This is a genomic window from Streptomyces longhuiensis, from assembly GCF_020616555.1.
GTDB classification, from domain to species: Bacteria; Actinomycetota; Actinomycetes; order Streptomycetales; family Streptomycetaceae; genus Streptomyces; species Streptomyces longhuiensis.
The window spans coordinates 6,375,790-6,400,573 of the sequence record NZ_CP085173.1 but is presented as its reverse complement, the minus strand read 5'-3'; the positions used below and the strand labels follow the sequence as shown (position 1 = coordinate 6,400,573).

Sequence of the window (24,784 nt, the reverse complement as noted above, 5' to 3'; positions counted from 1 at the left end):
GCCACCAGGGGTGGGAGGCGTCACACCCCCCACTTTCGTTCGCATTTCAACTTCTTAGGTAGAATCAATATATGGAGACCGAGACGGCCACACGCTGGCTGACCGACGAGGAACAGTGCGCCTGGCGCACGCACGTAGAGGTCAACAGAATGCTGACGTATCAGCTCGAGAAGGACCTCCAGCCGTTCGGCCTGACGATGAACGACTACGACATCCTCGTGCATCTCTCCGAGACGGACGACCACCGGATGCGCATGAGCGATCTCGCGACCGCCACTTTGCAGTCCAAGAGCCGACTCTCCCATCAGATCACTCGTATGGAGAACGCCGGACTCGTCCGCCGTGAGAACTGCGAGTCCGACCGCCGCGGCCTCTACACCGTCCTGACCGAGGACGGCATGGAGACCATGAAGAAGGTCGCCCCGCACCACGTGGCGTCCGTACGGCGGCACTTCGTCGACCTGATCTCCCCGGAGGAGCTCGACGCCCTCCACAAGGCCCTGACCCCGATCGCCGAACACCTGCGTTCGCAGCGCGGCAAACCGTGACCATTGCGAACGGGGAACACCGGCCTTCCCCGTCCGCGGGCCTCAGGTCACCGGCGCCACCGGCAGCCTGAGTTCGAAGAGCGCTCCGCCCGCGGGCGACGAGCGGACCGTCAGGGCGCCGCTGTGCCGCACGGCGACGTCCCTGGCGATGGCGAGTCCCAGACCCGCCCCGCCGTCGTCCCGGGCCCGCGCGTCGTCCAGGCGCACGAACCTCTCGAAGATCCGCTCCCGCTCGGTCTCCGGCACGCCCGCGCCGTCGTCCGCGACCTCGACAACCGCCCACGGCCCCTCGTCCCGCACGGCGATGTCCACGCGGGACCGGGCGTGACGCTGCGCGTTGTCCAGCAGATTCCCGACCACCCGCGCCAACTGGCTGCGCGAGCCCACCACTTCGACGGGTTCGAGGTGCGTCCGGACCGCGACGCGGCCCGCCGGGCGCTGCGACAGCTCCTCGCCGGCCAGCGTCGCCAGATCGACCCGCGCCTCCCCCGGCCGCTCCCCCGCGTCGAGCCGGGCGAGCAGCAAAAGCCCCGAGGCGAGTTCCTGGAGCCGCACCGTGTCGGCCACCGCCCCCTCCACGTCGAGCAGTTCGGGGTGGGCGGCGCCCACTTCCAGCTGGGTGCGCAGCGACGCGATGGGGCTGCGCAGCTCGTGCGAGGCGTCGGCGACGAACCGGCGCTGGCGCTCCACGGACGTCTCCAGCGCGGCGAGCGTCTCGTTCGTGGTCCGCGCGAGGCGCGCCACCTCGTCGTGCGTGGCCGGCTCCGGCACCCGGCGCGCCAGGTCCTGCGACGCGGTGATCGCGGACATCTCGCTCCGGATGTCCTCGACGGGGCGCAGCGCCCTGCGGGTCATGAGCCAGGTGACCGCGCCGACGACGCCGAGCAGCACCGGGAAGCCGATCAGCATGACGGTCAGCGCGGTGCCGACGGCGCTCTGCTCGGCGGACAGCGAGGCGCCCGCGTACACGGTGAGGTCGCCCTGCCGGGTGTTCTTCACCTCCAGCGAGGCGAACCGGTGGTCCCGGGTCTCCCCGTCGACGGTGGCCGAGCCCTGGCCGCCCTCGGCGTCGTCGGCGATCTCCCCGTAGGCGTACGAGTCGTCGTCCCCGCCCTTGCCCCCATGACGGTCGGAGCCGCCGCCGTCGTCGTCGCCACCGTCGTCGTCGACCGGCGGGGTCACCGGCTTGACGGCGGACGAGCCGGTCCCGCTGATCCGCTCCAGGTCCTCACTGGCGGCCAGCAGCCGGCCGTCACCGTCCACGACCTGCACCGGGGTGTCGTCCCCGTCCGGGAGTTCGAGGGCGGCGGGCGCGGTGCCGGTCGCGATCGACACGGCGACCTTGCGGGCGGAGGACTCCGCCTCGCTCGACGCCTGGTCGGTGAGGTTGGACCGCAGCGCGAGCAGCACGGCCGCCCCGGCGGCGAGGAGCGCCACGGCGACGACGAGGGTCGCGCCGAGCGTGGCTCTGGCGCGTACGGAACCGAACAGCCGCCGCCTCATCGCGGCGCCTCCAGGCGGTAGCCCGCGCCGCGCACGGTCCTGATCAGCTCCGCGCCCAGCTTCTTGCGCAGGGTGCTGACGTACACCTCGACGATGTTCGGGTCGCCCTCGTACGCGAAGTCCCAGACGTGCTCCAGGATCTCCGCCTTCGAGACGACCTCGCCAGCCCGCACCACCAGTTGCTCGAGGACCGCGAACTCCTTTGTCGTGAGAGGTACTTCGGTCTCGCCGTGCAGGACGCGGCGCGCGCCGGTGTCGACCCGCAGCGGGCCGAGCGTGCGCACGGACGAGCCGCCGCCGGTGCCACGCCGCCGCAGGAGCGCCTTCACGCGCGCGACGAGGACGACGTACGAGAACGGCTTGGTGAGGTAGTCGTCGGCGCCCGTGTCGAGCCCCTCGGCCTCGTCGTACTCGCCGTCCTTGGCCGTGAGCATGAGGATCGGCACGTCGTGGCCGGCGGCGCGCAGGGCGGCGCAGACGCGGTAGCCGTTCATGCCCGGCAGCATGATGTCGAGCACGACCAGGTCGTACGCGCCCTCGCCCGCCCGGTGGAGCCCTTCGAGGCCGTCGTGGACGACGTCGACGGCGAACCCCTCCGCGGTCAGGCCCCGGGCGAGGGACAGGGCGAGACGCTTTTCGTCTTCCACGATGAGCAGGCGCATGAGGGCCAGGGTCGCAAACGGACCCTGAAGAAGTCTTCAGGGTCCTTCAGCGGGGCTTCAGCATCGGTCGGCCACTGTGGTCCTCGTCGAAGCGCACCGGATGTCCGGTGGGCCGGGAACCGTCTCGGGGAGGACCCTCATGAAGCGCAACATCGTGATCGCCACCATCGCCGCCGTCGCCCTGATCGGCGGCGGCACCGCGACCGCCGTCGCGGTGTCGGGCGGCGACGACGACACCACGTCGGCGGGCACGTCGACCGCGTCGCGGGGCACGGGGCACGACGACGACCGCGCGGAGCACGTCACCGAGCTGAAGACCGCGAAGGTGACGGCCTCGGACGCCATCGCCGCCGCCCTCAAGTCGGTGCCCGGCACGGCGGTCTCCGCCGAGCTCGACGACGAGAACAACCGGGTGGTCTGGGAGGTCGAGGTCCTGAACGGCACGACGTGGCACGACGTCCTCGTCGACCCCGCCACGGGCAAGGTCACCGGCTCGCACACCTCGCGCCACGACGACACGGCCCGCGTCACCGCCGTCCTGAAGGACGCGCGGACGACGGCGCAGGACGCGGCACGGGCCGCCGCCGTGAAGGGGACGGTCACCGAGATCGACCTCCACGACGACGGCACGGCCCACGCCTGGGAGGCCGAGACCACGGCGGCGAACGGCACCGACGCCGACTGGCGCGTCGACCTCCGGACCGGCGCGGTGACCCCGGACCGCTCGTCCCACGACGACGGTGACGACCACGGCCGTGACAACACCGCCACCCACGACGCCGGTGACGACCACGGCCGTGACAACACCGCCACCCACGACGCCGGTGACGACCACGGCCGCGACAACACCGCCACGCACGACGCCGGTGACGACCACGGCGACCACGGCCGCGGTCACGACGACCACGGCGACCACGGCGACCACGGCGACGACGACTGACGTCGGCGCCGACCGACGAGCCCGGCTCGGCGCGGATCGGCTCAGCTCATCGCGCCGCCGTGCCCGTCTCCTGAGCCGCGTCCGGGACACCGTCCCCGGGCGCGGCTTCCGCCGTCGTACGGACGCCGCGCGCACCCCGTACCCCCCACGCCGCCGCAGCGACCGGCGCCGCCGCGGCCACCGCGAAGCAGACGGCGAGCGGGAGGCGGGCCACCAGGAGGCCCGCTCCCGCGGTGCCGGCCGAGATCCCGGCGTTCACCGCTGTGTTGACCCAGGCCCCGCTCTGGGTGCGGAACGCGGGCCCGGCCGCCTCGTCCGCCACGAGATACGCGGTCGTCAGGGCGGGCGCGACGAAGAGGCCCGCGATCACGGCCGTCGCGCCGAGCGTCACCAGGCCGGGCGCGAGCGCCGCCGCCCCCAGCGCGGCGGCGAGCCCCGCGGCGAGGAACGGCAGCCGCACGCGGGCGGGGGTGGACCAGGGCACGGCGCCGTTCGCGAGGCCGCCGATCGCGCTGCCCGCCGAGAGCGCGGCCATCACCCAGGCCACGGCGTCGGCGTGCTGACGCGCGTCGGCGAAGGCGAGGACGAGCAGGTCGAGGGCGCCGAGGGCGAGGCCGACGCCCACGGCGACGACCACCGGCTGCGCGAGGCCTCGCACCGGCGAGATCCCGCCGGAGGGCCCGCGCCGCCCCGCGTCCCGGCCCGCGAGGCCCCGTACGGCAGGGGACGCCACGAACGCGGCGGTTCCCACGGCCACCAGGGCCGCGCTGGCGGCGACGCCGAACGCCGCGGGGGCGAACTGCACGAGCACGCCCACGAGGAGCGGGCCGGACACGAACAGCAGCTCCTCGGCCACCCCGTCGAGGCTGTACGCGCGCTGGAGCAACCCCTCGCGCTTGCCGACGAGTTCGCTCCACACGGTCCGCATGGTCGGCCCGAGGGGCGGGGTGCACGCGCCGGCGGCGAGGGCGGCGACACCGAGCAGGAGCCCGGAGGCCCCCGGCCGCCAGGTCAGCGCCGCGAGCACGCCGAGCAGGACGGCGTACGCCCCCGTCATCGGCGGGAGCGCGCGGCGCGGCCCGTACCGGTCGACGAGGAGCGCGCGCAGGGGCGAGAGGAAGACGCTCGCGGCGCCGAAGAGGGCCATGGCCGTGCCCGCGACGGTGTACGAGCCGGTGGCGGACTTCACCGCGAGCATCAGGGACAGGGACACGGTCCCGTAGGAGAGCCGCCCGAGCAGGGCGGCACCGAAGGTGCGGCGGGCATGCGGAACCCGCAGCAGGGCTGCGTACGACATGGGTGGGAGTTCCTCGGAACGAAGGGCACACGGACGCCGAGGACCGCGACGTCACCGTTCGACGGTGGTCGCGGCCGGGTCGTGCCCTACGCACAGAGAAGGAACATACGTCCAACGTACCAGCGGGGGGCGGGAGTTGGCGATGGGCGAAACCGCGGCACGGTCCCGCCCTGCCGTCCTCTCAGGCCTCCGTCAGGCCCTCCACCAGGGAGTCCGCCGCCCGGTACGGGTCGAGTTCGCCCGCCACGATGCGCTCGGCCAGCGAGCTGAGGCGGCGGTCGCCGTGCAGGTCCGCGATGCGCTCGCGCAGGGCCGTGACGGCGATCGTCTCGACCTCACGGGAGGCGCGGGCGAGGCGGCGCTCCTGGAGGACACCGTGCTCCTCCATCCACGCCCGGTGCTTCTCCAGCGCCTCGACCACCTCGTCGATGCCCTCGCCGCGGGCGGCGACGGTCTTGACGATGGGCGGGCGCCAGTCACCGGCGCCCCGGGACTCGCCGAGGCCCAGCATGTGGTTGAGCTCGCGGGCGGTCGCGTCCGCGCCGTCGCGGTCGGCCTTGTTGACGACGTACACGTCGCCGATCTCCAGGATTCCGGCCTTGGCCGCCTGGATCCCGTCGCCCATGCCGGGGGCGAGCAGGACGACGGACGTGTCGGCCTGCGAGGCGATCTCGACCTCGGACTGGCCGACGCCGACCGTCTCCACCAGGACGACGTCGCAGCCGGCCGCGTCGAGCACGCGGATCGCCTGCGGCGCGGCCCACGCGAGCCCGCCCAGGTGCCCGCGCGTGGCCATGGAGCGGATGTACACGCCGGGGTCGGACGCGTGCTCCGACATGCGGACACGGTCACCGAGCAGGGCGCCGCCGCTGAACGGCGACGACGGGTCGACGGCGAGCACACCGACCCGCTTCCCGGCCCGTCGGTAGGCGCTGACCAGGGCGGACGTGGACGTGGACTTGCCCACGCCCGGCGACCCGGTCAGCCCGACGACGTACGCGTGCCCCGCGAGCGGGGCCAGCGCCGCCATCACCTCGCGCAGCTGCGGGGACGCCCCCTCCACCAGGGAGATCAGCCGGGCCACGGCCCTGGGCCGGCCTTCCCTGGCCTGGGCCACCAGGGTGGAGACGTCCTGCATCACAGCTCCGTTCACTCGGTTTCGTCCGACATCCGTACCGGCATGCGTGCCGGCGGAAGGGTTACGCCTTGGGTACCCGCACGATCAGCGCGTCACCCTGGCCACCGCCGCCGCACAGCGCGGCCGCGCCGACGCCGCCGCCGCGCCGCTTCAGCTCGAGCGCGAGGTGCAGGACGACACGGGCGCCGGACATCCCGATCGGGTGACCGAGGGCGATCGCGCCGCCGTTGACGTTCACCTTTTCCGAGGACACGCCGAGGTCCTTCATTGACTGCACGGCGACGGCCGCGAAGGCCTCGTTGATCTCGACGAGGTCGAGGTCCTCGACGCCCAGGCCCTCCTTCTTGAGGGCGTGCCGGATGGCGTTCGACGGCTGCGACTGGAGCGAGTTGTCGGGGCCCGCCACGTTCCCGTGGGCGCCGATCTCGGCGATCCACTCCAGGCCGAGCTCCTGCGCCTTCGCCTTGCTCATGACGACGACCGCGGCGGCGCCGTCGGAGATCTGCGAGGACGTGCCGGCCGTGATCGTGCCGTCCTTGGTGAACGCGGGCCGCAGCTTGCCGAGCGACTCGGCGGTCGTCTCGGCGCGGATGCCCTCGTCCTTGCTGAACAGGACCGGGTCGCCCTTGCGCTGCGGGATCTCGACGGGGGTGATCTCCGCCTCGAAGAGGCCGTTCTTCTGGGCGGCGGCGGCGCGCTGGTGCGACTGGGCGGCGATCTCGTCCTGCTCGGGACGCTTGATGCCGAGGCGGGTGTTGTGCTTCTCCGTCGACTCACCCATCGGGATGTTCTCGAAGGAGTCGGTCAGGCCGTCGTACGCCATCGCGTCGAGCATCTCGACGGCGCCGTACTTGTAGCCCTCACGGGACTTGGGGAGCAGGTGGGGAGCGTTCGTCATGGACTCCTGGCCGCCCGCGACGACGACGTCGAACTCGCCGGCGCGGATCAGCTGGTCGGCGAGCGCGATGGCGTCGAGGCCCGAGAGACACACCTTGTTGATGGTCAGCGCCGGCACGTTCATGGGGATGCCGGCCTTGACGGCCGCCTGGCGCGCGGGGATCTGCCCTGCCCCCGCCTGGAGCACCTGGCCCATGATCACGTACTGCACCTGGTCTCCGCCGATCCCCGCCCGGTCGAGCGCCGCCTTGATGGCGACCCCTCCGAGGTCGGCTCCGGAGAAGGACTTCAGCGAGCCGAGCAGCCGGCCCATGGGCGTACGGGCGCCCGCGACGATCACTGAGGTGGTACCGGTCGTTCCAGACATGAGGCACGGCCCCTTGGAGATGAGGAGTGAACGAGGGTTTACTCGAATGTACTGAGCAGTACCTCCCACGTCACCGGCCGAACGGTGTGATCGCGCGCACGTTGCGTAACCACCTCCGACCGCGCTGCACTTACAGCATGCTGACGCGAATCGACCACATCGGAATCGCCTGTTTCGACCTCGACAAGACCGTTGAGTTCTACCGCGCTACCTACGGCTTCGAAGTGTTCCACTCCGAGGTGAACGAGGAGCAGGGCGTGCGCGAGGCCATGCTCAAGATCAATGAGACGAGTGACGGCGGCGCCTCCTACCTCCAGCTCCTCGAGCCCACCCGGGAGGACTCCGCGGTCGGGAAGTGGCTGGCCAAGAACGGCGAGGGCGTCCACCACATCGCCTTCGGCACGGCGGACGTCGACGCCGACTCCGCGGACATCAGGGGCAAGGGCGTACGCGTCCTGTACGACGAGCCGCGCATCGGTTCGATGGGGTCCCGCATCACCTTCCTGCACCCCAAGGACTGCCACGGAGTACTGACCGAACTCGTCACTTCCGCACCGGTTGAGTCACCTGAGCACTGACCTCCGTATATCTGGGCCGGTAGGGTTGGGGGCGGCCGTCCGTCACACGGACGGCCGCGGGCCGGGGTCCGGGTTTCGGGGGGCGAGCGACGGGGCAGCAGCCCATGCTCCGCCGTTGATCTGACACCATTCCCCGGGGGCCCCGTTCGGCGGATGGACGGTGCTCGTTTGGAGAGACTTGCGACCAGGGGACGGATGGGACCGCGCAGTGCGGGGCTACGAGAGCCAGGACAGCCGGCGGCCGGCTGAGACCGACCATCTCTCGCGGTTCGAGGCCGAGATGGACCGGCTGAAGACCGAGCGGGAGAAGGCGGTCCAGCACGCCGAGGACCTGGGCTACCAGGTCGAGGTGTTGCGCGCCAAGCTGCACGAGGCGCGCCGCAACCTCGCGTCCCGTCCTGCCTACGACGGCGGGGACATCGGGTACCAGGCCGAGCAGCTGCTGCGTAACGCGCAGATCCAGGCCGACCAGCTGCGCGCCGACGCCGAGCGCGAGCTGCGCGACGCCCGCGCCCAGACGCAGCGCATCCTCCAGGAGCACGCCGAGCAGCAGTCCCGGCTGCAGTCCGAGCTGCACGCCGAGGCCGTCTCGCGTCGCCAGCAGCTCGACCAGGAGCTGGCCGAGCGCCGCCAGACCGTCGAGGCGCACGTCAACGAGAACGTGGCGTGGGCCGAGCAGCTGCGCTCCCGCAGCGAGCAGCAGGCCCGCCGGCTCGTCGACGAGTCCCGCGCCGAGGCCGACCAGGCGCTCGCCGCCGCCCGCGCCGAGGCCGAGCGGGTCGCCACCGAGGCCCGCCAGCGCCTGACGTCGGAGGCCGAGACCGCCCGCGCCGAGGCCGAGGCCCTGCTGCGCCGCGCCCGCACCGACGCCGAGCGCCTCCTGAACGCCGCGTCGACACAGGCGCAGGAAGCCACCGACCACGCCGAGCAGCTGCGCTCGTCCACGGCCACCGAGTCGGACACCGCCCGCCGCCAGTCCGCCGAGCTGAGCCGCGCCGCCGAGCAGCGCCTGTCCGAGGCCGACACGGCGCTGCGCGAGGCGCGCGCGTCGGCGGAGAAGGTCCTCACCGAGGCGAAGGACTCCGCGGCCAAGCAGCTCGCGAACGCCGAGTCGGCGAACGAGCAGCGCACGCGCACCGCCAAGGAGCAGGTCGCCCGGCTCGTCTCGGAGGCCACCAAGGAGGCCGAGGCCACCAAGGCGGAGGCCGAGCAGGCCGTCACCGACGCCAAGGAGCAGGCGGAGAAGATCCTCGCCGAGGCCGGCGAGAAGGCACGCAACGTCACGGCCGAGGAGACCGCCTCCCAGCTCGCCAAGGCCGCCCGCACGGCCGAAGAGGTGCTCAACAAGGCCTCCGAGGACGCCAAGGCCACCACGAAGGCCGCCTCCGAGGAGGCCGAGCGGCTGCGCAGCGAGGCCGAGGCCGAGGCGGACCGGCTGCGTGGCGAGGCGCACGACATCGCCGAGCAGCTCAAGGGCGCCGCGAAGGACGACACCAAGGAGTACCGCGCCAAGACGGTCGAGCTCCAGGAGGAGGCCCGCCGGCTGCGCGGCGAGGCCGAGCAGCTGCGGGCCGAGGCCGTCGACGAGGGTGAGCGGATCCGCAGCGAGGCGCGCCGCGAGGCCGTCCAGCAGATCGAGGAGGCGGCCAGGACCGCCGAGGAGCTGCTCGCCAAGGCGAAGGCGGACGCGGACGAGCTGCGGGCCGGCGCGCAGACCGAGAGCGAGCGGGTCCGCACCGAGGCCATCGAGCGCGCCACGAACCTGCGCAAGCAGGCCGAGGAGACCCTGGAGCGCACCCGCGCCGAGGCCGAGCTGCACCGCGAGGAGGCCGGCGAGCAGGCCGAGGCCACCAAGGCGGAGGCCGAGCGGGCCGCGCAGGAGCTGCGCGAGGAGACCGAGCGCGCGGTCGCGGCCCGGCGGGCCGAGGCCGCCGACGAGCTGACCCGGCTGCACACCGAGGCCGAGCAGCGCCTGACGGCGTCCGAGACCACGCTCACCGACGCGCGGGCCGAGTCGGAGCGCATCCGCCGCGAGACCGCGGACGAGACCGAGCGGCTGCGCGCCGAGGCGGCCGAGCGGATCCGTACGCTCCAGGCGCAGGCCGAGACGGAGGCCGACCGGCTGCGCACCGAGGCCGCGTCGGACGCGTCCGGGACCCGCGCCGAGGCGGAGAACGTCGCCGTACGTCTGCGGTCCGAGGCCGCGGCCGAGGCCGAGCGGCTCAAGTCGGAGGCGCAGGAGAGCGCGGACCGGGTGCGCGCGGAGGCCGCGGCCGCGGCCGAGCGGGTCGCCACGGAGGCCGCGGAGGCGCTGTCCGCCGCCCAGGAGGAGGCCGCCAGACGCCGCCGCGAGGCCGAGGAGACCCTCGGTTCCGCGCGCCAGGAGGCCGACCAGGAGCGCGAGCGGGCCCGCGAGCAGAGCGAGGAACTCCTCGCGGTCGCCCGCGCCCGCGTCGAGGAGGCGCAGGCGGAGGCCGTACGTCTCGTGGAGGAGGCCGACCGGCGCTCCACCGAGATGGTCGGCGCCGCCGAGCAGACCGCGCAGCAGGTGCGCGACTCCGTCTCCGGGCTCCAGGAGCAGGCGCAGGAGGAGATCGCGGGCCTGCGCAGCGCCGCGGAGCACGCGGCCGAGCGCACCAAGCACGAGGCGCAGGAGGAGGCCGACCGGGTCCGCGCCGACGCGTACGCGGAGCGCGAGCGGGCCACCGACGACGCCAACCGCGTCCGCGGCGAGGCCGCCGCCGAGTCGGAGGCCGCCAAGTCCCTTGCGGAGCGCACGGTTTCGGAGGCGATCACCGAGTCGGAGCGGATGCGGTCCGAGGCGTCGGAGCACGCCCAGCGGGTCCGTACGGAGGTCTCCGAGCGGCTCGCGTCGGCCGAGCAGGACGCGTCCCGTGCCCGGGCCGACGCCCGCGAGGACGCCAACCGGATCCGTTCGGACGCCGCCACGCAGGCGGACACCCTCATCACGGAGGCCACGAGCGAGGCCGAGCGCCTCACGAACGAGACCAACGCCGAGGCGGAGCGCGTCCGCGCCGAGTCGACGGCCGCGGCCGAGAAGCTCGTCGGCGACGCCACGGAGGCCGCCGAGCGCCTCACGAACGAGACCAACGCCGAGGCGGAGCGGGTCCGTTCGGAGTCCGTCGCTCGCGCCGAGCAGCTCGTCGGCGACGCCACGACCGAGGCCGCCAGGCTGCACGCGGAGTCCACCGCCGCGGCCGATCAGCTCACGAACGAGACCCTCACCGAGGCCGAGCGGGTGCGCGCCGAGTCGGTCGCCAGGGCCGAGAAGCTCATCGCGGACGCGACCGGGGACGCCGAACGGCTGCGCGCCGAGGCGGCCGACACCGTCGGGTCCGCGCAGCAGCACGCCGAGCGGATCCGCAGCGAGTCGGAGCGCGTCAAGGCGGAGGCGGCAAAGGAGGCCGAGCGGCTCACGTCCGCGGCGCGCGCCGAGGCCGAGCGGACCCTCGACGAGACCCGCAAGGACGCCAACAAGCGCCGCTCGGAGGCCGCCGAGCAGGTCGACAAGCTCATCACGGAGGCGAGCGCGGAGGCCGAGAAGCTGACGTCCGAGGCGCAGCAGGCCGCGCTGAAGGCGACCGCGGACGCCGAGTCGCAGGCCGACACGATGGTCGGCGCGGCCCGCAAGGAGGCCGACCGGCTGGTCTCCGAGGCGACCGTCGAGGGCAATTCCCTGGTGGAGAAGTCCCGTACGGACGCGGACGAGTTGCTCGTCGGCGCGCGCCGCGACGCGACGGCGATCAGGGAGCGCGCCGAGGAGCTGCGCGAGCGCATCACCGGCGAGATCGACGAACTGCACGAGCGGGCGCGGCGCGAGTCCGCCGAGGCCATGAAGACGGCCGGCGAGCGGTGCGACGCGCTGGTGAAGGCCGCCGAGGAGCAGCTCACCGAGGCGCAGGCGAAGGCCAAGGAGATGGTCTCGGAGGCGGGTTCGGAGGCGAGCAAGGTCCGGATCGCCGCCGTGAAGAAGGCCGAGGGCCTGCTCAAGGAGGCCGGGGCGAAGAAGACCGAGCTGACCCGCGAGGCCGAGCGCGTCCTGTCCGAGGCGCAGGCGGAGGCGGAGCGCACGGTCGCCGAGGGCAAGCGCGAGCTGGAGGTCCTGGTCCGCCGCCGCGAGGACATCAACGCCGAGATCTCCCGCGTCCAGGATGTTCTGGAGGCGTTGGAGTCCTTCGAGACCCCGTCCGCCGGCGGCGGCGCCAAGGAGGGTGCCGTCAAGGCGGGAGCCGCAGCGGGCGCTACCCGATCGGGTGGCAAGGGGTCGGATGGGTAGCCAGGACAGCAACGGGCGTGCTTGGTAAGGACCTTCGGCGCTGCCGCTGGCAAGCCATCCTGCGGTTAGCCACTCAAAAGGGGTGTCATTCTCCAGATCAAACGGGCATCTGCTCGATGACACGCCGCTTTGACCCCTAGGATTCCCCCTATCACCTCACCGGTCTCATTCGACAGGAACCCCATGAGCGACACTTCCCCCTACGGCTTCGAGCTTGTGCGGCGTGGGTACGACCGCGCTCAGGTGGACGAACGCATTTCCAAGCTCGTCTCCGACCGTGACAGCGCTCTCGCTCGTATCACTGCTCTGGAAAAGCGCATCGAAGAGCTCCACCTCGAGACGCAGAACGCCCAGGCGCAGGTGAACGACGCCGAGCCGTCGTACGCCGGTCTCGGCGCGCGCGTCGAGAAGATCCTCCGCCTCGCCGAGGAGGAGGCGAAGGACCTGCGCGAGGAGGCCCGGCGCGCCGCCGAGCAGCACCGCGAGCTCGCCGAGTCGGCGGCCCAGCAGGTGCGCAACGACGCAGAATCGTTCGCTGCGGAGCGCAAGTCCAAGGCCGAGGACGAGGGCGTCCGGATCGTCGAGAAGGCCAAGAGCGAAGCGGGCACCCTGCGCGCCGAGGCCCAGAAGGACGCTCAGTCGAAGCGTGAGGAGGCGGACGCCCTCTTCGAGGAGACCCGCGCCAAGGCCGCCCAGGCCGCCGCGGACTTCGAGACGAACCTGGCGAAGCGCCGCGAGCAGTCCGAGCGCGACCTGGCCTCGCGTCAGGCGAAGGCCGAGAAGCGTCTCGCGGAGATCGAGCACCGCGCGGAGCAGCTCCGCCTGGAGGCCGAGAAGCTGCGCACCGACGCCGAGCGCCGCGCCCGCCAGACGGTGGAGACCGCGCAGCGTCAGGCCGAGGACATCGTCGCCGACGCGAACGCCAAGGCCGACCGGATCCGCTCGGAATCGGAGCGCGAGCTCGCCGCGCTGACGAACCGCCGCGACTCCATCAACGCGCAGCTCACCAACGTGCGCGAGATGCTGGCGACGCTCACCGGTGCGGCCGTCGCCGCCGCGGGCGCGCCCGCGGAGGACGAGCCGATCTCGCGTGGGGTTCCCGCCCAGCAGACCCGCTGAGCAGCCGCAGTCGAACGCCGAAGCCCCTTGCCGCTCCAGTGGCAGGGGGCTTTGTCCCGTTCTAGCGTTGCCGCATGATCGAGCTCGAGGGGCTGACCAAGCACTACGGCGAGAAGCTGGCCGTCAACAACCTCACCTTCACCGTCAGACCGGGCATCGTCACGGGGTTCCTCGGCCCCAACGGCGCCGGCAAGTCCACGACGATGCGGATGATGCTCGGGCTCGACAACCCGTCAGCCGGCGATGTGCGCATCGACGGGAAGCACTACGCGCAGCTGAAGGACCCGCTGCGGTACATCGGCGCGCTCCTCGACGCGAAGGCCATGCACGGCGGCCGCAGCGCGTACAACCACCTGCTGTGCCTGGCGCAGAGCAACGGCATCCCGCGCACCCGCGTCGCCGAGGTCCTCGACACGGTGGGTCTGACGACCGTCGCCAGGAAGAAGGCGAAGGGGTTCTCGCTGGGCATGGGCCAGCGCCTCGGCATCGCGGGCGCGCTCCTCGGCGACCCGCGGATCCTGATGTTCGACGAGCCGGTCAACGGGCTCGACCCCGAGGGCATCCACTGGATCCGCAATCTGATGAAGTCCCTCGCGGGGCAGGGCCGTACCGTCTTCGTCTCCTCGCACCTGATGAGCGAGATGGCGCTGACCGCGGACCACATCGTCGTCATCGGCCAGGGCCATCTCCTCGCCGACACCTCGATGTCCGACTTCATCCAGCAGAACTCCCGCTCGTACGTGCGTCTGCGCTCGCCGCAGCAGGAGCGGCTCCTCGATGTGCTGCACGAGGCCGGGATCACGGTCGTCGAGGCGGGCAACGGCACGCTCGAGGTGGACGGCCACAGCCCCGAGCAGCTCGGTGACCTCGCGGCCGCCCACCATCTCGTCCTGCACGAGCTGAGCCCCCAGCAGGCCTCGCTCGAGGAGGCGTTCATGCAGCTCACCGCGGAGTCGGTGGAGTACCACGCGCACACCGACGAGCCCGGGGTGCCGCCGCCGGTCGGGCTGCCGCCACCGCCACAACAGCAGGGCTGGGGCGAGAGCTGGGACCGTACGAGGAACAAGGGAGCCTGACCGATGGCCACGACCCAGGTCCTCCGGTCCGAGTGGACCAAGATCAGGTCCGTCGCTTCGACGGTGTGGACGCTCGGCCTCGCGGCGGTCCTGACGATCGCGCTCGGCGTGCTGATCTCGATCCTGTCCAGGAACGAGTTCAAGAACATGAACGCGAGGGACCGGCTGTCCTTCGACCCCACCTTCATCAGCTTCGCCGGGATGAGTCTCGGTCAGCTCGCGATGATCGTCTTCGGTGTCCTCGTCGTCTCGAACGAGTACAGCACCGGGATGATCCGCACCTCGCTCGCCGCGGTCCCCCAGCGCGGCACGTTCCTGTTCAGCAAGGTCGCCGTGGCCACCGTGCTGGCGTTCGTCGTGGGCCTCGCCACGAGCTTCATCGCGTTCTTCCTCGGGCAGGCGATCCTCGGCGCGCACCGGGCGCAGATCGGTGACCCGGGCGTGCTGCGCGCGGTCATCGGCGGGGGCCTCTACATGACGCTCATCGCCATGTTCTCGATGGGCGTCGCGTCGATGCTGCGCAGCCCGATGCTGTCGCTCGGCATCCTGATGCCGTTCTTCTTCCTGATCTCGAACATCCTGGGCAACGTCTCGGCGACGAAGAAGATCGGCCGGTTCCTGCCCGACCAGGCCGGCAGCAAGATCATGCAGGTGGTGACGCCGATCGACGACGACACCCCGTACGGGCCGTGGGGCGGTCTGGGCATCATGGTGATCTGGGTGATCCTGGCCCTGTTCTTCGGATATGTGGTCCTCAAGAAGCGGGACGCCTAAGGGTTCCGGGCAGCTCCAGGGGCTTTGCCTCGTCTTGGCCGGAACCGTCAGCGCCCCGATATCCTCCTAACCCTTACGGGGGCTTGTGCCCCGATGTCCTGAACCTTTCGATGGGTGCGGAGAATGATCGAGGCAGTCGGCCTGACGAAGCGCTACGGCGCCAAGACAGCCGTGTACAACCTTTCCTTCCAGGTCCGGCCGGGTACGGTGACCGGCTTCCTGGGTCCGAACGGGTCCGGCAAGTCGACGACCATGCGCATGATCCTGGGTCTCGACCAGCCGACGACAGGCCAGGTGACCATCGGCGGCTACCCGTACCGCAAACTCCCCAACGCCCCGCGCCAGGTCGGCGCCCTGCTCGACGCCAAGGCGGTGCACGGCGGCCGGCACGCCCGTAACCACCTGCTCTGCCTCGCGCAGCTGTCCGGCATCCCGGCCCGCCGCGTGGACGAGGTGCTCGGCGTCGTCGGCCTCCAGGACGTGGCGAAGAAGCGCTCCAAGGGCTTCTCGCTCGGCATGGGCCAGCGCCTCGGCATCGCGGCCGCGCTGCTCGGCGACCCGCAGGTGCTCCTCTTCGACGAGCCGGTCAACGGCCTCGACCCGGAGGGCATCCTCTGGGTCAGGAACCTGATGAAGTCGCTCGCCGCCGAGGGCCGCACCGTCTTCGTCTCCTCGCACCTGATGAGCGAGATGGCGCTGACCGCCGAGCATCTGATCGTCATCGGCCGCGGGCAGCTCCTCGCCGACATGAGCGTGCGGGACTTCATCTCGCACAACTCGGCCGACTTCGCGCGGGTGCGCACGCCGGAGACGGAGCCGCAGCAGCGCGAGAAGCTGACGGCCGCGCTGACCGAGGCGGGCGGCCAGGTGCTGCCCGAGCAGGACGGCGCGCTGCGCGTCACGGGCCTGCCGCTCCCCCGCATCAGCGACCTGGCGCACGGCGCCGACGTACGGCTGTGGGAGCTCTCGCCGCACCAGGCCTCGCTGGAGGAGGCGTACATGCGGATGACGCAGGGCGCCGTCGACTACCGCTCGACCGTCGACCAGCGCGCCGGTCTGCAGCAGCAGCTCCCGCCGGGCGCGATGCCGCAGCAGCAGTTCCCCGCGCCCGGCCAGGGCCAGCCGGACTGGTACGCGCCGCCGCCGCCCCAGCAGGGCGGTCAGCCGTTCGCCCCGCCGCAGGCCGCGCCGGGCGGGCCGAACCCGTACGCCGCCCCGCCGCAGCAGCCGCCGGCCGCGCCCGCGGCCCCTGCCCCCGCCGACCTGAACAAGCCCGAGGACCCCCGATGACGACGCCGCCCCCGCAGCCGGCTCCGCAGGCCTACGCCCAGCAGAGCGCGCCCAACTGGCAGGGCGCGCCCGGCACTTCGTACACCTCGCCCATCCCGGTCACGCGCACGCACCTGGGGCACGCACTCGCCTCGGAGTGGACGAAGATCAAGTCCGTGCGCTCCACGCTCTGGACGCTCGGCATCTTCCTGTTCCTGGTGCTCGGCGGCGGCCTGTTCGTCTCCGCGCAGACCGAGGACCTCAACTACCAGGACCTGCCCTTCACGTTCCCGGCCTTCATCGGCCTGCTGCTCGGCCAGATCTGCCTGATCACGCTGGGCGTCCTGGTGACGTCGTCGGAGTACGGCACCGGCATGATCCGCACGACGTTCACCGCGTCGCCGCAGCGCTACCGGGTGTTCGCCGCCAAGATCCTGGTGTTCTTCGCGGTCTCGTTCGTGGTCTCCGCGGGCTCCATCCTGCTGGTGGGCCTGCTCACGTCGTCGATGCACAGCGGCCCCGAGGCGGGCGACCTGAGCTGGGGCGGCACGGTCCTCAAGGGCGGGCTCTACGTGTCCCTGCTCGGCGTCCTCGGCCTCGCCGTGGGCTCGATGCTGCGGCACTCGGCGGGCGCGATCACCGCGATGCTCGGCATCGTGCTGCTGCCGTCGATCCTGCCGGTCTTCCTGATGATCTCGCGCAGCACGCGGACGCTCGGCGAGAAGATGCAGGAGTACAACGCCATCAACTCCCTCGCCAAGATCTTCGGCGCGGACGGCGGGAGTTCGGGCGGGTCCCAGGTCTGGCTGCTCGTCGGCGTCACGGCCGCGGCCGTGGTCGGCGCGTTCGCGCTGCTCGAGCGGCGCGACGTGTAGAGCTGTCGGCCCGGGGAGCCGTCGGCCCCTGCCGGCGAGGCGCGTCAGTAACGAGGCGCGTTCCTGGACCGCTGCACCCGTGTGGTGCGGCGGTCCTTCGCGTTCCAGCAGGCCTTGTGCCAGTGCCGGCGCTCGTCGACACCCGAGTGCTCGGGCCAGGCCACCACGTGTGCGACCCCGGAGGGGATCTCCTGGTCGCAGCCGGGGCACCGGTACGTCTTGCCGGCGGCGCTCGCGCCCGCGACCTGGCGCACGCTCCACTCCTCGCCCTGCCAGCTCTCCCTACGCTCGAACCCGCCGTAGCGGCTGCCCTGCTCCTCGTCCGGTGCCTTGCTGGACGGTCGGCCGCCGCGACGGGGCGACGTCTGGTTTCGGCGCGGGGACACCGGATCTCCTCTAGGACTTGTACAGGTGCCTGCACAGGGACTGGGGCTCACGTCCAGCGTACGCGGACGCCTCTCGGGTACCCGCACACCGTCACCCCCATGAGTTCTACGGAAAATCTGCCAATCTCCATGGCAAGCCGTGCCCTTGGCACTTGTCAGCCGTTAATGCCTGTAGGGGGAGTGCCGCGTCGGCGCCAAGAAAGGCAGGAGTGCGATGCGCGTAGGAACTTTTGTACTGGCGGCCCAGTTCCCCGGCCAGGGACAGGGGGAGGCGCTGCACCGGGCGGCGCGGTCCGCCGAGGTGGCCGAGGAGGCCGGCCTCGACTCGGTCTGGCTGGCGGAGCACCACTTCGTGCCGTACGGCACGTGTCCGTCCGCGGTGACGCTCGCCGCGTTACTGCTCGGCCGCACCCGGCACATCCGCGTCGGCACGGCGGTCAGTGTGCTGCCGACCGCCCACCCCGTCGCCCTCGGCGAGCAGGCGGCGCTGCTGCACGTGACGTCCGGCGGCCGCTTCTCGCTCGGCGTCGGCCGCGGCGGCCCCTGGGTGGACCTGGAGGTCTTCGGCTCGGGCATCGAGGCGTACGAGGAGGGGTTCCCGGAATCCCTGGACCTGCTCCTGCGCTGGCTGCGCGAGCCCCGCGTCGAGGCCGAGGGGGAACGGTTCGGCTTCCGCGAGGTCGCCGTGGTCCCGCGCCCCGACGAAGCGCTGAACTCTCCCGACGGTCCCGAGGTGGTGGTGGCCTGCACCTCACCGAAGAGCGTGCGCCTCGCGGCGGAGCGCGGCCTTCCGATGCTGCTCGGCATGCACGCCGGGGACGAGGAGAAGGCCGAGATGGTCTCCCTGTGGCGCACACACGCGCGGGCCGCCGGCCACAGCCCGGAGGAGATCCGCGCCGCGGCCCACGTCTCGGCCGGAGTGGCCCAGATCGGCGATCGCGAGGCGCAGGCGCGGGAGACGCTCCTCAAGGCGATGCCCGGCTGGCTGAAACAGGGGCTCGACGCCCATGTGACGGTGGACGGCCGCGCGCGGTCCATGCGGGACCCGGTCGCGTACACGGAACTGCTGTGCGAGCTGCACCCGGTGGGGACTCCCGAGCAGTGCGCGGACCGGCTCGCGGCGACCTCGGAGCGCACGGGCATCACGCGTTTCGCGCTGCTCGTCGAGGGCTCCGGAGATCTCGCGGCCACCGAGGAGAACGTGCGCAGGCTGGGCGCCGAGGTACTCCCCCAGCTGCGCTGAGACGCGTCACCGCCGTGCGGCCCGTAGTCCACCGCTCCGTACTTGTGCACCTCCCGCGTACGGAGCGGCAGACCATCCGATTCCGCCTCCAACCGGCTGTCAGCAGTCCCTGAGTTCAGGGGACTGGTTCAACAGCTGGTTGCGGGCCGAGGTGAAGCGGGCCAGCGTGCCGTCCACCGACGGGTCCTGGGGGAACACCGCCAGACGGTGGCAGTTCTGGAAGGCCAGCCGTACACCGAAGTGCCGCTGCAGCGCGCCACGAATCGCGTCACTCGCGAGCGCACGCAGCAGCTGCCCACGTGCCTGCTCGTCCGGCGGAGGCGTCTGGTTGTCGGCGAAGTCTCCGCCGTCGACCTTCAGCTGGGCCACCAGGGAGCTGATCATCTCCCATGCGTAAGGCAGGGAGGTCCGGACGCAGTCGACGAAGTCAGCTTCGTCGACCTCGCCTCGCTCGGCCTGTTCCAACAGTGCCGGTGAGACGTCGAGCGACATGGGTTCTCCTCTCGCACCCCCGCGGGGAGCGGGGGCTGACGGGCAGGTAAGGAGCGCGCGACGACGTACGACCACGAACACGCTGCGTACAGGCGTCGCGACCTCCCGCTTATACGGTAAGCAACCTGCGGGGCCCGCAACAGAGGATCGCAGGCACAGTCGGTTCACAACCGGCCAATAACGAACGGCGACAAATGGGGGCGACCCGGAGGGTCTCTGCATAAGGGCGGTGGCGGGCGACGGGTGGGCGAATCGCGTGGACCACTCTTCGTCGAGTAGCGTTGCCGACCATGCGTCTCGTCATCGCCCGCTGCTCCGTGGACTACGCGGGCAGGCTCACAGCCCATCTCCCGTCGGCTCCCCGCCTGATCCTCGTGAAGGCGGACGGCAGCGTCTCGATCCACGCGGACGACAGGGCCTACAAACCGCTCAACTGGATGTCCCCGCCCTGCACCCTGAAGGAGGGCACGGGCGACGACAGCGGCACCTGGACCGTCATCAACAAGGCGGGCGAGAAACTCATCATCACGATGGAGGAAGTCCTCCACGACTCCTCGCACGAACTGGGCGTGGACCCGGGCCTCATCAAGGACGGCGTCGAGGCGCACCTCCAGGAGCTTCTCGCCGACAGGATCGACACCCTCGGCGAGGGCTACACGCTCATCCGCCGCGAGTACCCGACGGCGATCGGGCCCGTCGACATCCTGTGCCGGGACGGCGACGGCGCGACCGTGGCCATCGAGATCAAGCGGCGCGGCGAGATCGACGGCGTGGAGCAACTCACGCGCTATCTCGAGCTGTTGAACCGCGACCCGCACCTCGCCCCGGTGCGCGGCATCTTCGCCGCCCAGGAGATCAAGCCGCAGGCCCGCGTCCTGGCCACGGACCGCGGCATCGGCTGCACGGTCCTGGACTACGACGCCCTGCGCGGCATCGAGGACGACAAGCTCCGCCTGTTCTGATCCGTCAGGCATGACTGAGGGCCGGGTTCACAGGAACCCGGCCCTCAGTCATGTGCCGCGTACGTACGGCCGTCAGATCGTCGACGAGCCGCCCGGCCCGCCGGGCGAACCCGGCGAGCTGTCCGCCGGGCTGCTCATCGCGGAGCTGTCGCTCGGCGCCGGACCACTGGCCGAATTCGACGTGTCCGGGGACGACGGCGGGGTGGTCGGCGGCTCGGACGACGGGGGCGGGGAGCTCGTCGGGGGCTTGGACGTCGGCGGCTTCGACGTCGGGGGCTTGGAGGTGGGCGGCTTGGTGGACGGCGGCTTCGACGTGGTCGGCTTGTCCGACGGCTTGCCGGAGGGCTTGCCGCTCGGCTTGTCCGACGGCTCGCCGCTCTCGGACGACGGCCCGGTGCTGGGCGTCGGGTCGTCCGACGTGTTCGGGATGCCGTCCTTGCCCGGGTCGGCGGGCCGCCGGGTGGAGCCCGCGTCGTCGCCCTGGTCCGCCTTGTCCGCGCCGATGTCGCCGCCGTCCTCGCCCTGCGAGGCCGACGGGTTCACGTTGACGCTGTCGGACGGGGTGTCGTTGTTCGACGTGGCGCCGAGCGTCACGACGGTGCCGAGGACGGCCGCGAGGAGCGCTCCGGCGCCCGCGGCCACGAGGTTGCGCCGCGTGCCGGTGAGGACGGCACGACGGGCCCCACCGGGCTTGGCGCCGGGTCCGGGTCCGGCCTGCCGGGAAACCAGCGTGTCGGGCTCCGGGCGCGGCGGCGCGGGCGGCGCGAACGCGGCCGGCACCCCGCCGGGGGGCGACGCCGATTCCTCGTGGCGCGCGGCGGTGACCTCTTCGCCCGCCGCCGTACGCCCGCCGGGGAGTGCGCCGCCGGAGCGGTCCGCGACCAGGGCGAGGGCGCGGCGGCCCGCGATGGTGCCCCGCTTGTCGGCCAGCGCGCCGCGCAGGGCGATGGAGGCCTCCAGCTCGGCGCGGGCCCGGTCGAGTTGCCCGCCGAGCAGCGCGAGGATGCCCAACTCGTGGTGGAAATAGGCCTCTTCGGCCACTTCGCCGGAGAGCCGCGCGGCCTCCTGGCCGGCCCGCAGGCACCGCTCCCACACGGTCCAGCTGAGCCCGGCGGCGAACGCGGGCGCGGCGGTACGGGCGAGCAGCACCGCGACGCTGCCCTCCTCGTCCGGACCGGCCGGCGCCGTGACGGGGACGAGCACGGTCAGCGCGGCGAGCAGCGCGTCGGCCTCGGCCGCGACCCGCTCGGGCCCGACCGAGGGATGTCCGGCCCACCACGCGTAGTGCTGGGCGGCGGTGTGCGCCTGGCCGCCGGTGTCGTCGGCGTACCCCGCGGCCGCCAGCTGCTCCGGCACGCCGGAGGCCAGGCGGTAGCGGCCGCCGACCGGGGTGACGAGGGCGCAGCCGACGAGTTCGGCGAGGGCCGCGTCGGCGTGCGTGTCGCCCACGAGGGCGGGCAGGTGGGCCTGGTGCGGTATCTCCCCGCCGAGCGCGACCGCGAACCGCAGGGTGGCGCGGGCCGATTCGCTGAGCCGGGACGCGAGCAGGGCCGCGGGCGCGGCACCGTCGGCGAGCGAGGGCAGCGGCACGTCGTGGCCGTCCTCGGCGTCGAAGGGCGCGTCCACGGGCGGGGCGCCGGGGCCTCCGAAGTAGCCGAACTCGTCGAAGGCGTTCGGGTCGGCGCGCAGCTGGTCGCGCTGGCGCAGGAGCGCGCCGGCCTGCACGAAGCGCAGCGGGAGCCCCTCCGACTCGAACCAGAGGTCGCCGGCCCAGTTCGCCTCCTCGTCCGTGAGGACGCGGCCGACGGACCGCTCCAGGAGTTCGAGGCCACCGCCGCGGCCGAGGCCGCCGAGGAAGACCTCTTCCAGGTGCGAGTCGGCGGACGGCGCGGCGACATCGGGTGTGGCCGCGACCAGGAAGGCACACTCGGGCGTCGCTTCGAGGAGCTCGTCGAGCGCGGCGCCGCCGAACTCGAGGTCGTCGAGGACGACGACGGCACCGATGTCGTGGACGAGTTCGAGGAGCAGGGCGCGGTCGGGGCGGTGCAGCGGCGCGTTGTACACGGCCGCGAAGAGGTCGTACAGCAGGTCGTTCGACGAGCGGCGGTGTCCGGAGAGCCGGACGACGCCGTCGGGCGCGATGTCCGCGCAGTCCTCGGCGACGGTGTCGAGCAGCGCGGTGCGCCCGGAGCCCGAGGGTCCGGTGAGCCGCACGGAGCGCCCGCGCGCGACGAGCCGGACGAGCCGCTCGCGCTCCTCCTGCCGCTCCAGGAGCGGCAGCCGGGGCAGCGGGGGTCCGGCCGGCAGCGGCGGACGGGCGGCGCGGGCCATCTCGGCGCGTTCCGCCGGTGCGTACTTGACGGGCCGTCCCGGCCGCTCCCCCGGCGGGCAGGGCTCGATCTCGCTGCCGTCGACGGGGTTGACGGTGAGCAGGAAGTCGCCGGACACGAGCTGCACGGTGCGGGCGAGCCCCTGTGAGGGCTGGCCGAAGTCAGGAGTGAGGGGATCCCTGGGCGGGCGCGGGCGGCTCGCCTGGGCGTCGCTCTCGTCGTCGTGGTGGCCACGGTCCGCGCGGTCGTAAGGATCCCCGCCGTACGGATCGTGCCCGAAGTCTTCCGGTCCCCGGTTCATCGGGTCCATGGTCAAAGCCCCCCAAAAGCGTGGTGTGCCGATGCCCCTCCCGGCCTGTGCACACTGCGCTGTCGCTTCTGGTCCGGTGCCTGCGAGTGGGTCCGTCAATCCGCGGGCGACCGAACCCTAGACCTGGGTCAGTATCTCCGAACAGCCGGGGTGCCGCGCCGTCCGAGACGTCACAGTCTCGTGAGGATTGTGGGCGCTGCACACCGGAACGCCCGATTCACACCCTGGGCAGCGATTCGACCCCGATGCCGCCCTCGATGGCGAGGATCCGGTGCAGTCGCGTCGCCACCAGGAGGCGCTGCATCTGGGGCGGCACACCCCGCAGCACGAGCCTGCGGCCGCAGCGTCCGGCCCGCCGGTGGGCACCCATGATGACGCCGAGACCCGTCGCGTCCCACGAGTCCAGCTCTGACAGGTCGAGCACCAGGTCGCCGACGCCGTCGTCGAGGGCCGTGTGCAGGACCGTACGGGCGTCCGCCGCGCTGCGGACGTCGAGGCGGCCCCCGACGACCAGCCCGGCGTGGTCGCCCCTGATGTACATATGCGCTCCCCGAGAGTGCTTGTGTGCCGTGATTCCAGTGGTCTCTGTGTCGTACGGCGATCTGGGTATGTCACTGCAACTGACTGGCGCGGGGGCGCAGAAGTTGCCGTCTGTAAGCGAACCGATACCGAATTCACCCCATGGGGTTACCCACGGAGTGGCGAGGATCAGTGCTTGTAGAACCCCTGCCCGCTCTTGCGCCCGATGTCACCGGCGTCAACCATCCGGCGCATCAGCTCGGGCGGGGCGAACTTCTCGTCCTGGGACTCGGTGTAGATGTTGCTGGTGGCGTGCAGCAGGATGTCGACGCCCGTGAGGTCGGCGGTGGCGAGCGGTCCCATGGCGTGGCCGAAGCCCAGTTTGCAGGCGATGTCGATGTCCTCGGCGGTGGCGACGCCGGACTCGTACAGCTTGGCGGCCTCGACGACGAGGGCCGAGATCAGCCGCGTGGTCACGAAGCCGGCGACGTCGCGGTTGACGACGATGCAGGTCTTGCCGACCGACTCGGCGAACTCCCGCGTGGTGGCCAGCGTTTCGTCGCTCGTCTTGTAGCCGCGGACCAGCTCGCACAGCTGCATCATCGGGACCGGCGAGAAGAAGTGGGCGCCGACGACGCGCTCCGGGCGCTCCGTGACGGCCGCGATCTTCGTGATCGGGATGGCGGAGGTGTTCGAGGCGAGCACGGCGTCCTCGCGGACGATCTTGTCGAGCGCCCGGAAGATCTCGTGCTTGACCTCGAGCTTCTCGAAGACGGCCTCGACGACGATGTCGGCGTCGGCGACCGCGTCCAGGTCGGTGGTCGTGGTGATGCGCCCGAGCGCGGCCTCGGCGTCCTGCGCGGACAGCTTGCCCTTGCTCACGAACTTGTCGTACGAGGCCTTGATGCCGTCGGTGCCACGGGCCAGGGCGGCGTCGGTGACGTCGCGCAGGACGACGTCCCAGCCCGCCTGCGCCGAGACCTGGGCGATTCCGGACCCCATGAGTCCGGCTCCGATGACGGCGAGCTTCCCTGCCACTGTGCGACTCCCCTTACCCGCTGACCGCGTACCACTTGCAACTGACCGCTAACCGCTGTTCACGTATCTCTCCGGCGGACATTAGCGTCCGTGAGGGGTCGTGTGGCCGCGAAGTAATGCGCGTCACGTCTCGAATGACGGACATCACACCGGACGGGCCATCA

The 24,784-nt window shown here is 72.1% G+C and carries 21 protein-coding genes; 11 read left to right on the top strand and 10 right to left on the bottom strand.

Annotated features, from left to right (window positions below; all coding sequences use genetic code 11):
- The first annotated feature begins 71 nt into the window (after positions 1-71).
- Positions 72-548 (top strand): MarR family winged helix-turn-helix transcriptional regulator, encoded by a 477-nt coding sequence (locus LGI35_RS29635; protein WP_227297256.1) that lies wholly within the window; start codon positions 72-74, stop codon positions 546-548.
- Between the two features lie 42 nt (positions 549-590).
- Here LGI35_RS29635 and LGI35_RS29630 read toward each other — a convergent pair whose 3' ends face one another.
- Both LGI35_RS29630 and LGI35_RS29625 read right to left on the bottom strand, forming a co-directional pair.
- Positions 591-2,051 carry a sensor histidine kinase gene (locus LGI35_RS29630; protein WP_227297255.1) on the bottom strand — a complete coding sequence of 487 codons (1,461 nt, stop codon included), beginning with the start codon at positions 2,049-2,051 and terminating at the stop codon, positions 591-593.
- Positions 2,048-2,713, bottom strand: coding sequence for a response regulator transcription factor (locus LGI35_RS29625; RefSeq protein WP_227297254.1), 666 nt, complete (start codon positions 2,711-2,713; stop codon positions 2,048-2,050). The genes LGI35_RS29630 and LGI35_RS29625 overlap by 4 nt, the downstream gene beginning before the upstream one ends.
- A gap of 139 nt (positions 2,714-2,852) precedes the next feature.
- On the opposite strand from LGI35_RS29625, the gene LGI35_RS29620 reads away from it, so the two are divergent.
- On the top strand, positions 2,853-3,653 hold the full coding sequence (locus LGI35_RS29620; protein ID WP_341483425.1) for a PepSY domain-containing protein: 801 nt from the start codon (positions 2,853-2,855) through the stop codon (positions 3,651-3,653).
- Between the two features lie 46 nt (positions 3,654-3,699).
- Here LGI35_RS29620 and LGI35_RS29615 read toward each other — a convergent pair whose 3' ends face one another.
- The 3 genes from LGI35_RS29615 to LGI35_RS29605 form a co-directional block, all read right to left on the bottom strand.
- A complete protein-coding gene (locus LGI35_RS29615) occupies positions 3,700-4,950 on the bottom strand; it encodes an MFS transporter (protein ID WP_227297253.1) in 1,251 nt (416 codons plus the stop codon).
- Between the two features lie 181 nt (positions 4,951-5,131).
- Positions 5,132-6,088 carry a methylmalonyl Co-A mutase-associated GTPase MeaB gene (meaB, locus tag LGI35_RS29610; RefSeq protein WP_116509816.1) on the bottom strand — a complete coding sequence of 319 codons (957 nt, stop codon included), beginning with the start codon at positions 6,086-6,088 and terminating at the stop codon, positions 5,132-5,134.
- 61 nt (positions 6,089-6,149) lie between these two features.
- Positions 6,150-7,352, bottom strand: a complete 1,203-nt coding sequence (locus tag LGI35_RS29605) for an acetyl-CoA C-acetyltransferase (RefSeq protein WP_116509819.1) — start codon at positions 7,350-7,352, stop codon at positions 6,150-6,152.
- Positions 7,353-7,489: 137 nt separating this feature from the next.
- On the opposite strand from LGI35_RS29605, the gene mce reads away from it, so the two are divergent.
- From mce to LGI35_RS29570, 7 genes are all read left to right on the top strand, one after another.
- Positions 7,490-7,930, top strand: a complete 441-nt coding sequence (gene mce, locus LGI35_RS29600) for a methylmalonyl-CoA epimerase (protein WP_100595983.1) — start codon at positions 7,490-7,492, stop codon at positions 7,928-7,930.
- Positions 7,931-8,138: 208 nt separating this feature from the next.
- The gene (gene scy, locus LGI35_RS29595) at positions 8,139-12,227 is read left to right on the top strand and encodes a polarized growth protein Scy (RefSeq protein WP_227297252.1); all 4,089 of its coding nucleotides are present in this window, start codon (positions 8,139-8,141) and stop codon (positions 12,225-12,227) included.
- A gap of 183 nt (positions 12,228-12,410) precedes the next feature.
- Complete coding sequence (locus LGI35_RS29590; protein ID WP_100595833.1) at positions 12,411-13,346, top strand: coiled-coil domain-containing protein; 936 nt, start codon at positions 12,411-12,413, stop codon at positions 13,344-13,346.
- A gap of 74 nt (positions 13,347-13,420) precedes the next feature.
- On the top strand, positions 13,421-14,422 hold the full coding sequence (locus LGI35_RS29585; RefSeq protein ID WP_227297251.1) for an ABC transporter ATP-binding protein: 1,002 nt from the start codon (positions 13,421-13,423) through the stop codon (positions 14,420-14,422).
- A 3-nt stretch (positions 14,423-14,425) separates the two neighbouring features.
- A complete protein-coding gene (locus LGI35_RS29580; protein ID WP_227297250.1) occupies positions 14,426-15,196 on the top strand; it encodes an ABC transporter permease in 771 nt (256 codons plus the stop codon).
- Between the two features lie 123 nt (positions 15,197-15,319).
- A complete protein-coding gene (locus LGI35_RS29575; RefSeq protein ID WP_227297249.1) occupies positions 15,320-16,486 on the top strand; it encodes an ABC transporter ATP-binding protein in 1,167 nt (388 codons plus the stop codon).
- Positions 16,483-17,340 carry an ABC transporter permease gene (locus tag LGI35_RS29570; RefSeq protein ID WP_227297248.1) on the top strand — a complete coding sequence of 286 codons (858 nt, stop codon included), beginning with the start codon at positions 16,483-16,485 and terminating at the stop codon, positions 17,338-17,340. Before LGI35_RS29575 ends, LGI35_RS29570 begins: the two co-directional genes overlap by 4 nt.
- A 44-nt stretch (positions 17,341-17,384) precedes the next feature.
- Here the strand turns inward: LGI35_RS29570 and LGI35_RS29565 are convergent, their stop codons facing one another.
- The gene (locus tag LGI35_RS29565; RefSeq protein ID WP_227297247.1) at positions 17,385-17,726 is read right to left on the bottom strand and encodes an ATP/GTP-binding protein; all 342 of its coding nucleotides are present in this window, start codon (positions 17,724-17,726) and stop codon (positions 17,385-17,387) included.
- Between the two features lie 214 nt (positions 17,727-17,940).
- Between LGI35_RS29565 and LGI35_RS29560 the strand changes: the two genes are divergently transcribed.
- Positions 17,941-18,969, top strand: coding sequence for an LLM class flavin-dependent oxidoreductase (locus LGI35_RS29560; protein ID WP_227297246.1), 1,029 nt, complete (start codon positions 17,941-17,943; stop codon positions 18,967-18,969).
- Between the two features lie 99 nt (positions 18,970-19,068).
- Here LGI35_RS29560 and LGI35_RS29555 read toward each other — a convergent pair whose 3' ends face one another.
- On the bottom strand, positions 19,069-19,461 hold the full coding sequence (locus LGI35_RS29555; RefSeq protein ID WP_116509837.1) for an SCO5389 family protein: 393 nt from the start codon (positions 19,459-19,461) through the stop codon (positions 19,069-19,071).
- 290 nt (positions 19,462-19,751) lie between these two features.
- Between LGI35_RS29555 and nucS the strand changes: the two genes are divergently transcribed.
- Complete coding sequence (nucS, locus tag LGI35_RS29550; RefSeq protein WP_189492137.1) at positions 19,752-20,423, top strand: endonuclease NucS; 672 nt, start codon at positions 19,752-19,754, stop codon at positions 20,421-20,423.
- A gap of 72 nt (positions 20,424-20,495) precedes the next feature.
- On the opposite strand, the gene LGI35_RS29545 is transcribed toward nucS, so the two are convergent.
- The 3 genes from LGI35_RS29545 to LGI35_RS29535 all read right to left on the bottom strand — a co-directional run bounded on the left by LGI35_RS29545 (position 20,496) and on the right by LGI35_RS29535 (position 24,620).
- A complete protein-coding gene (locus LGI35_RS29545; RefSeq protein WP_227297245.1) occupies positions 20,496-23,063 on the bottom strand; it encodes an ATP-binding protein in 2,568 nt (855 codons plus the stop codon).
- Between the two features lie 217 nt (positions 23,064-23,280).
- Positions 23,281-23,604 (bottom strand): STAS domain-containing protein, encoded by a 324-nt coding sequence (locus LGI35_RS29540; protein ID WP_227297244.1) that lies wholly within the window; start codon positions 23,602-23,604, stop codon positions 23,281-23,283.
- 167 nt (positions 23,605-23,771) lie between these two features.
- The gene (locus LGI35_RS29535; RefSeq protein WP_227297243.1) at positions 23,772-24,620 is read right to left on the bottom strand and encodes a 3-hydroxyacyl-CoA dehydrogenase family protein; all 849 of its coding nucleotides are present in this window, start codon (positions 24,618-24,620) and stop codon (positions 23,772-23,774) included.
- Between the last annotated feature and the right edge of the window lie 164 nt (positions 24,621-24,784).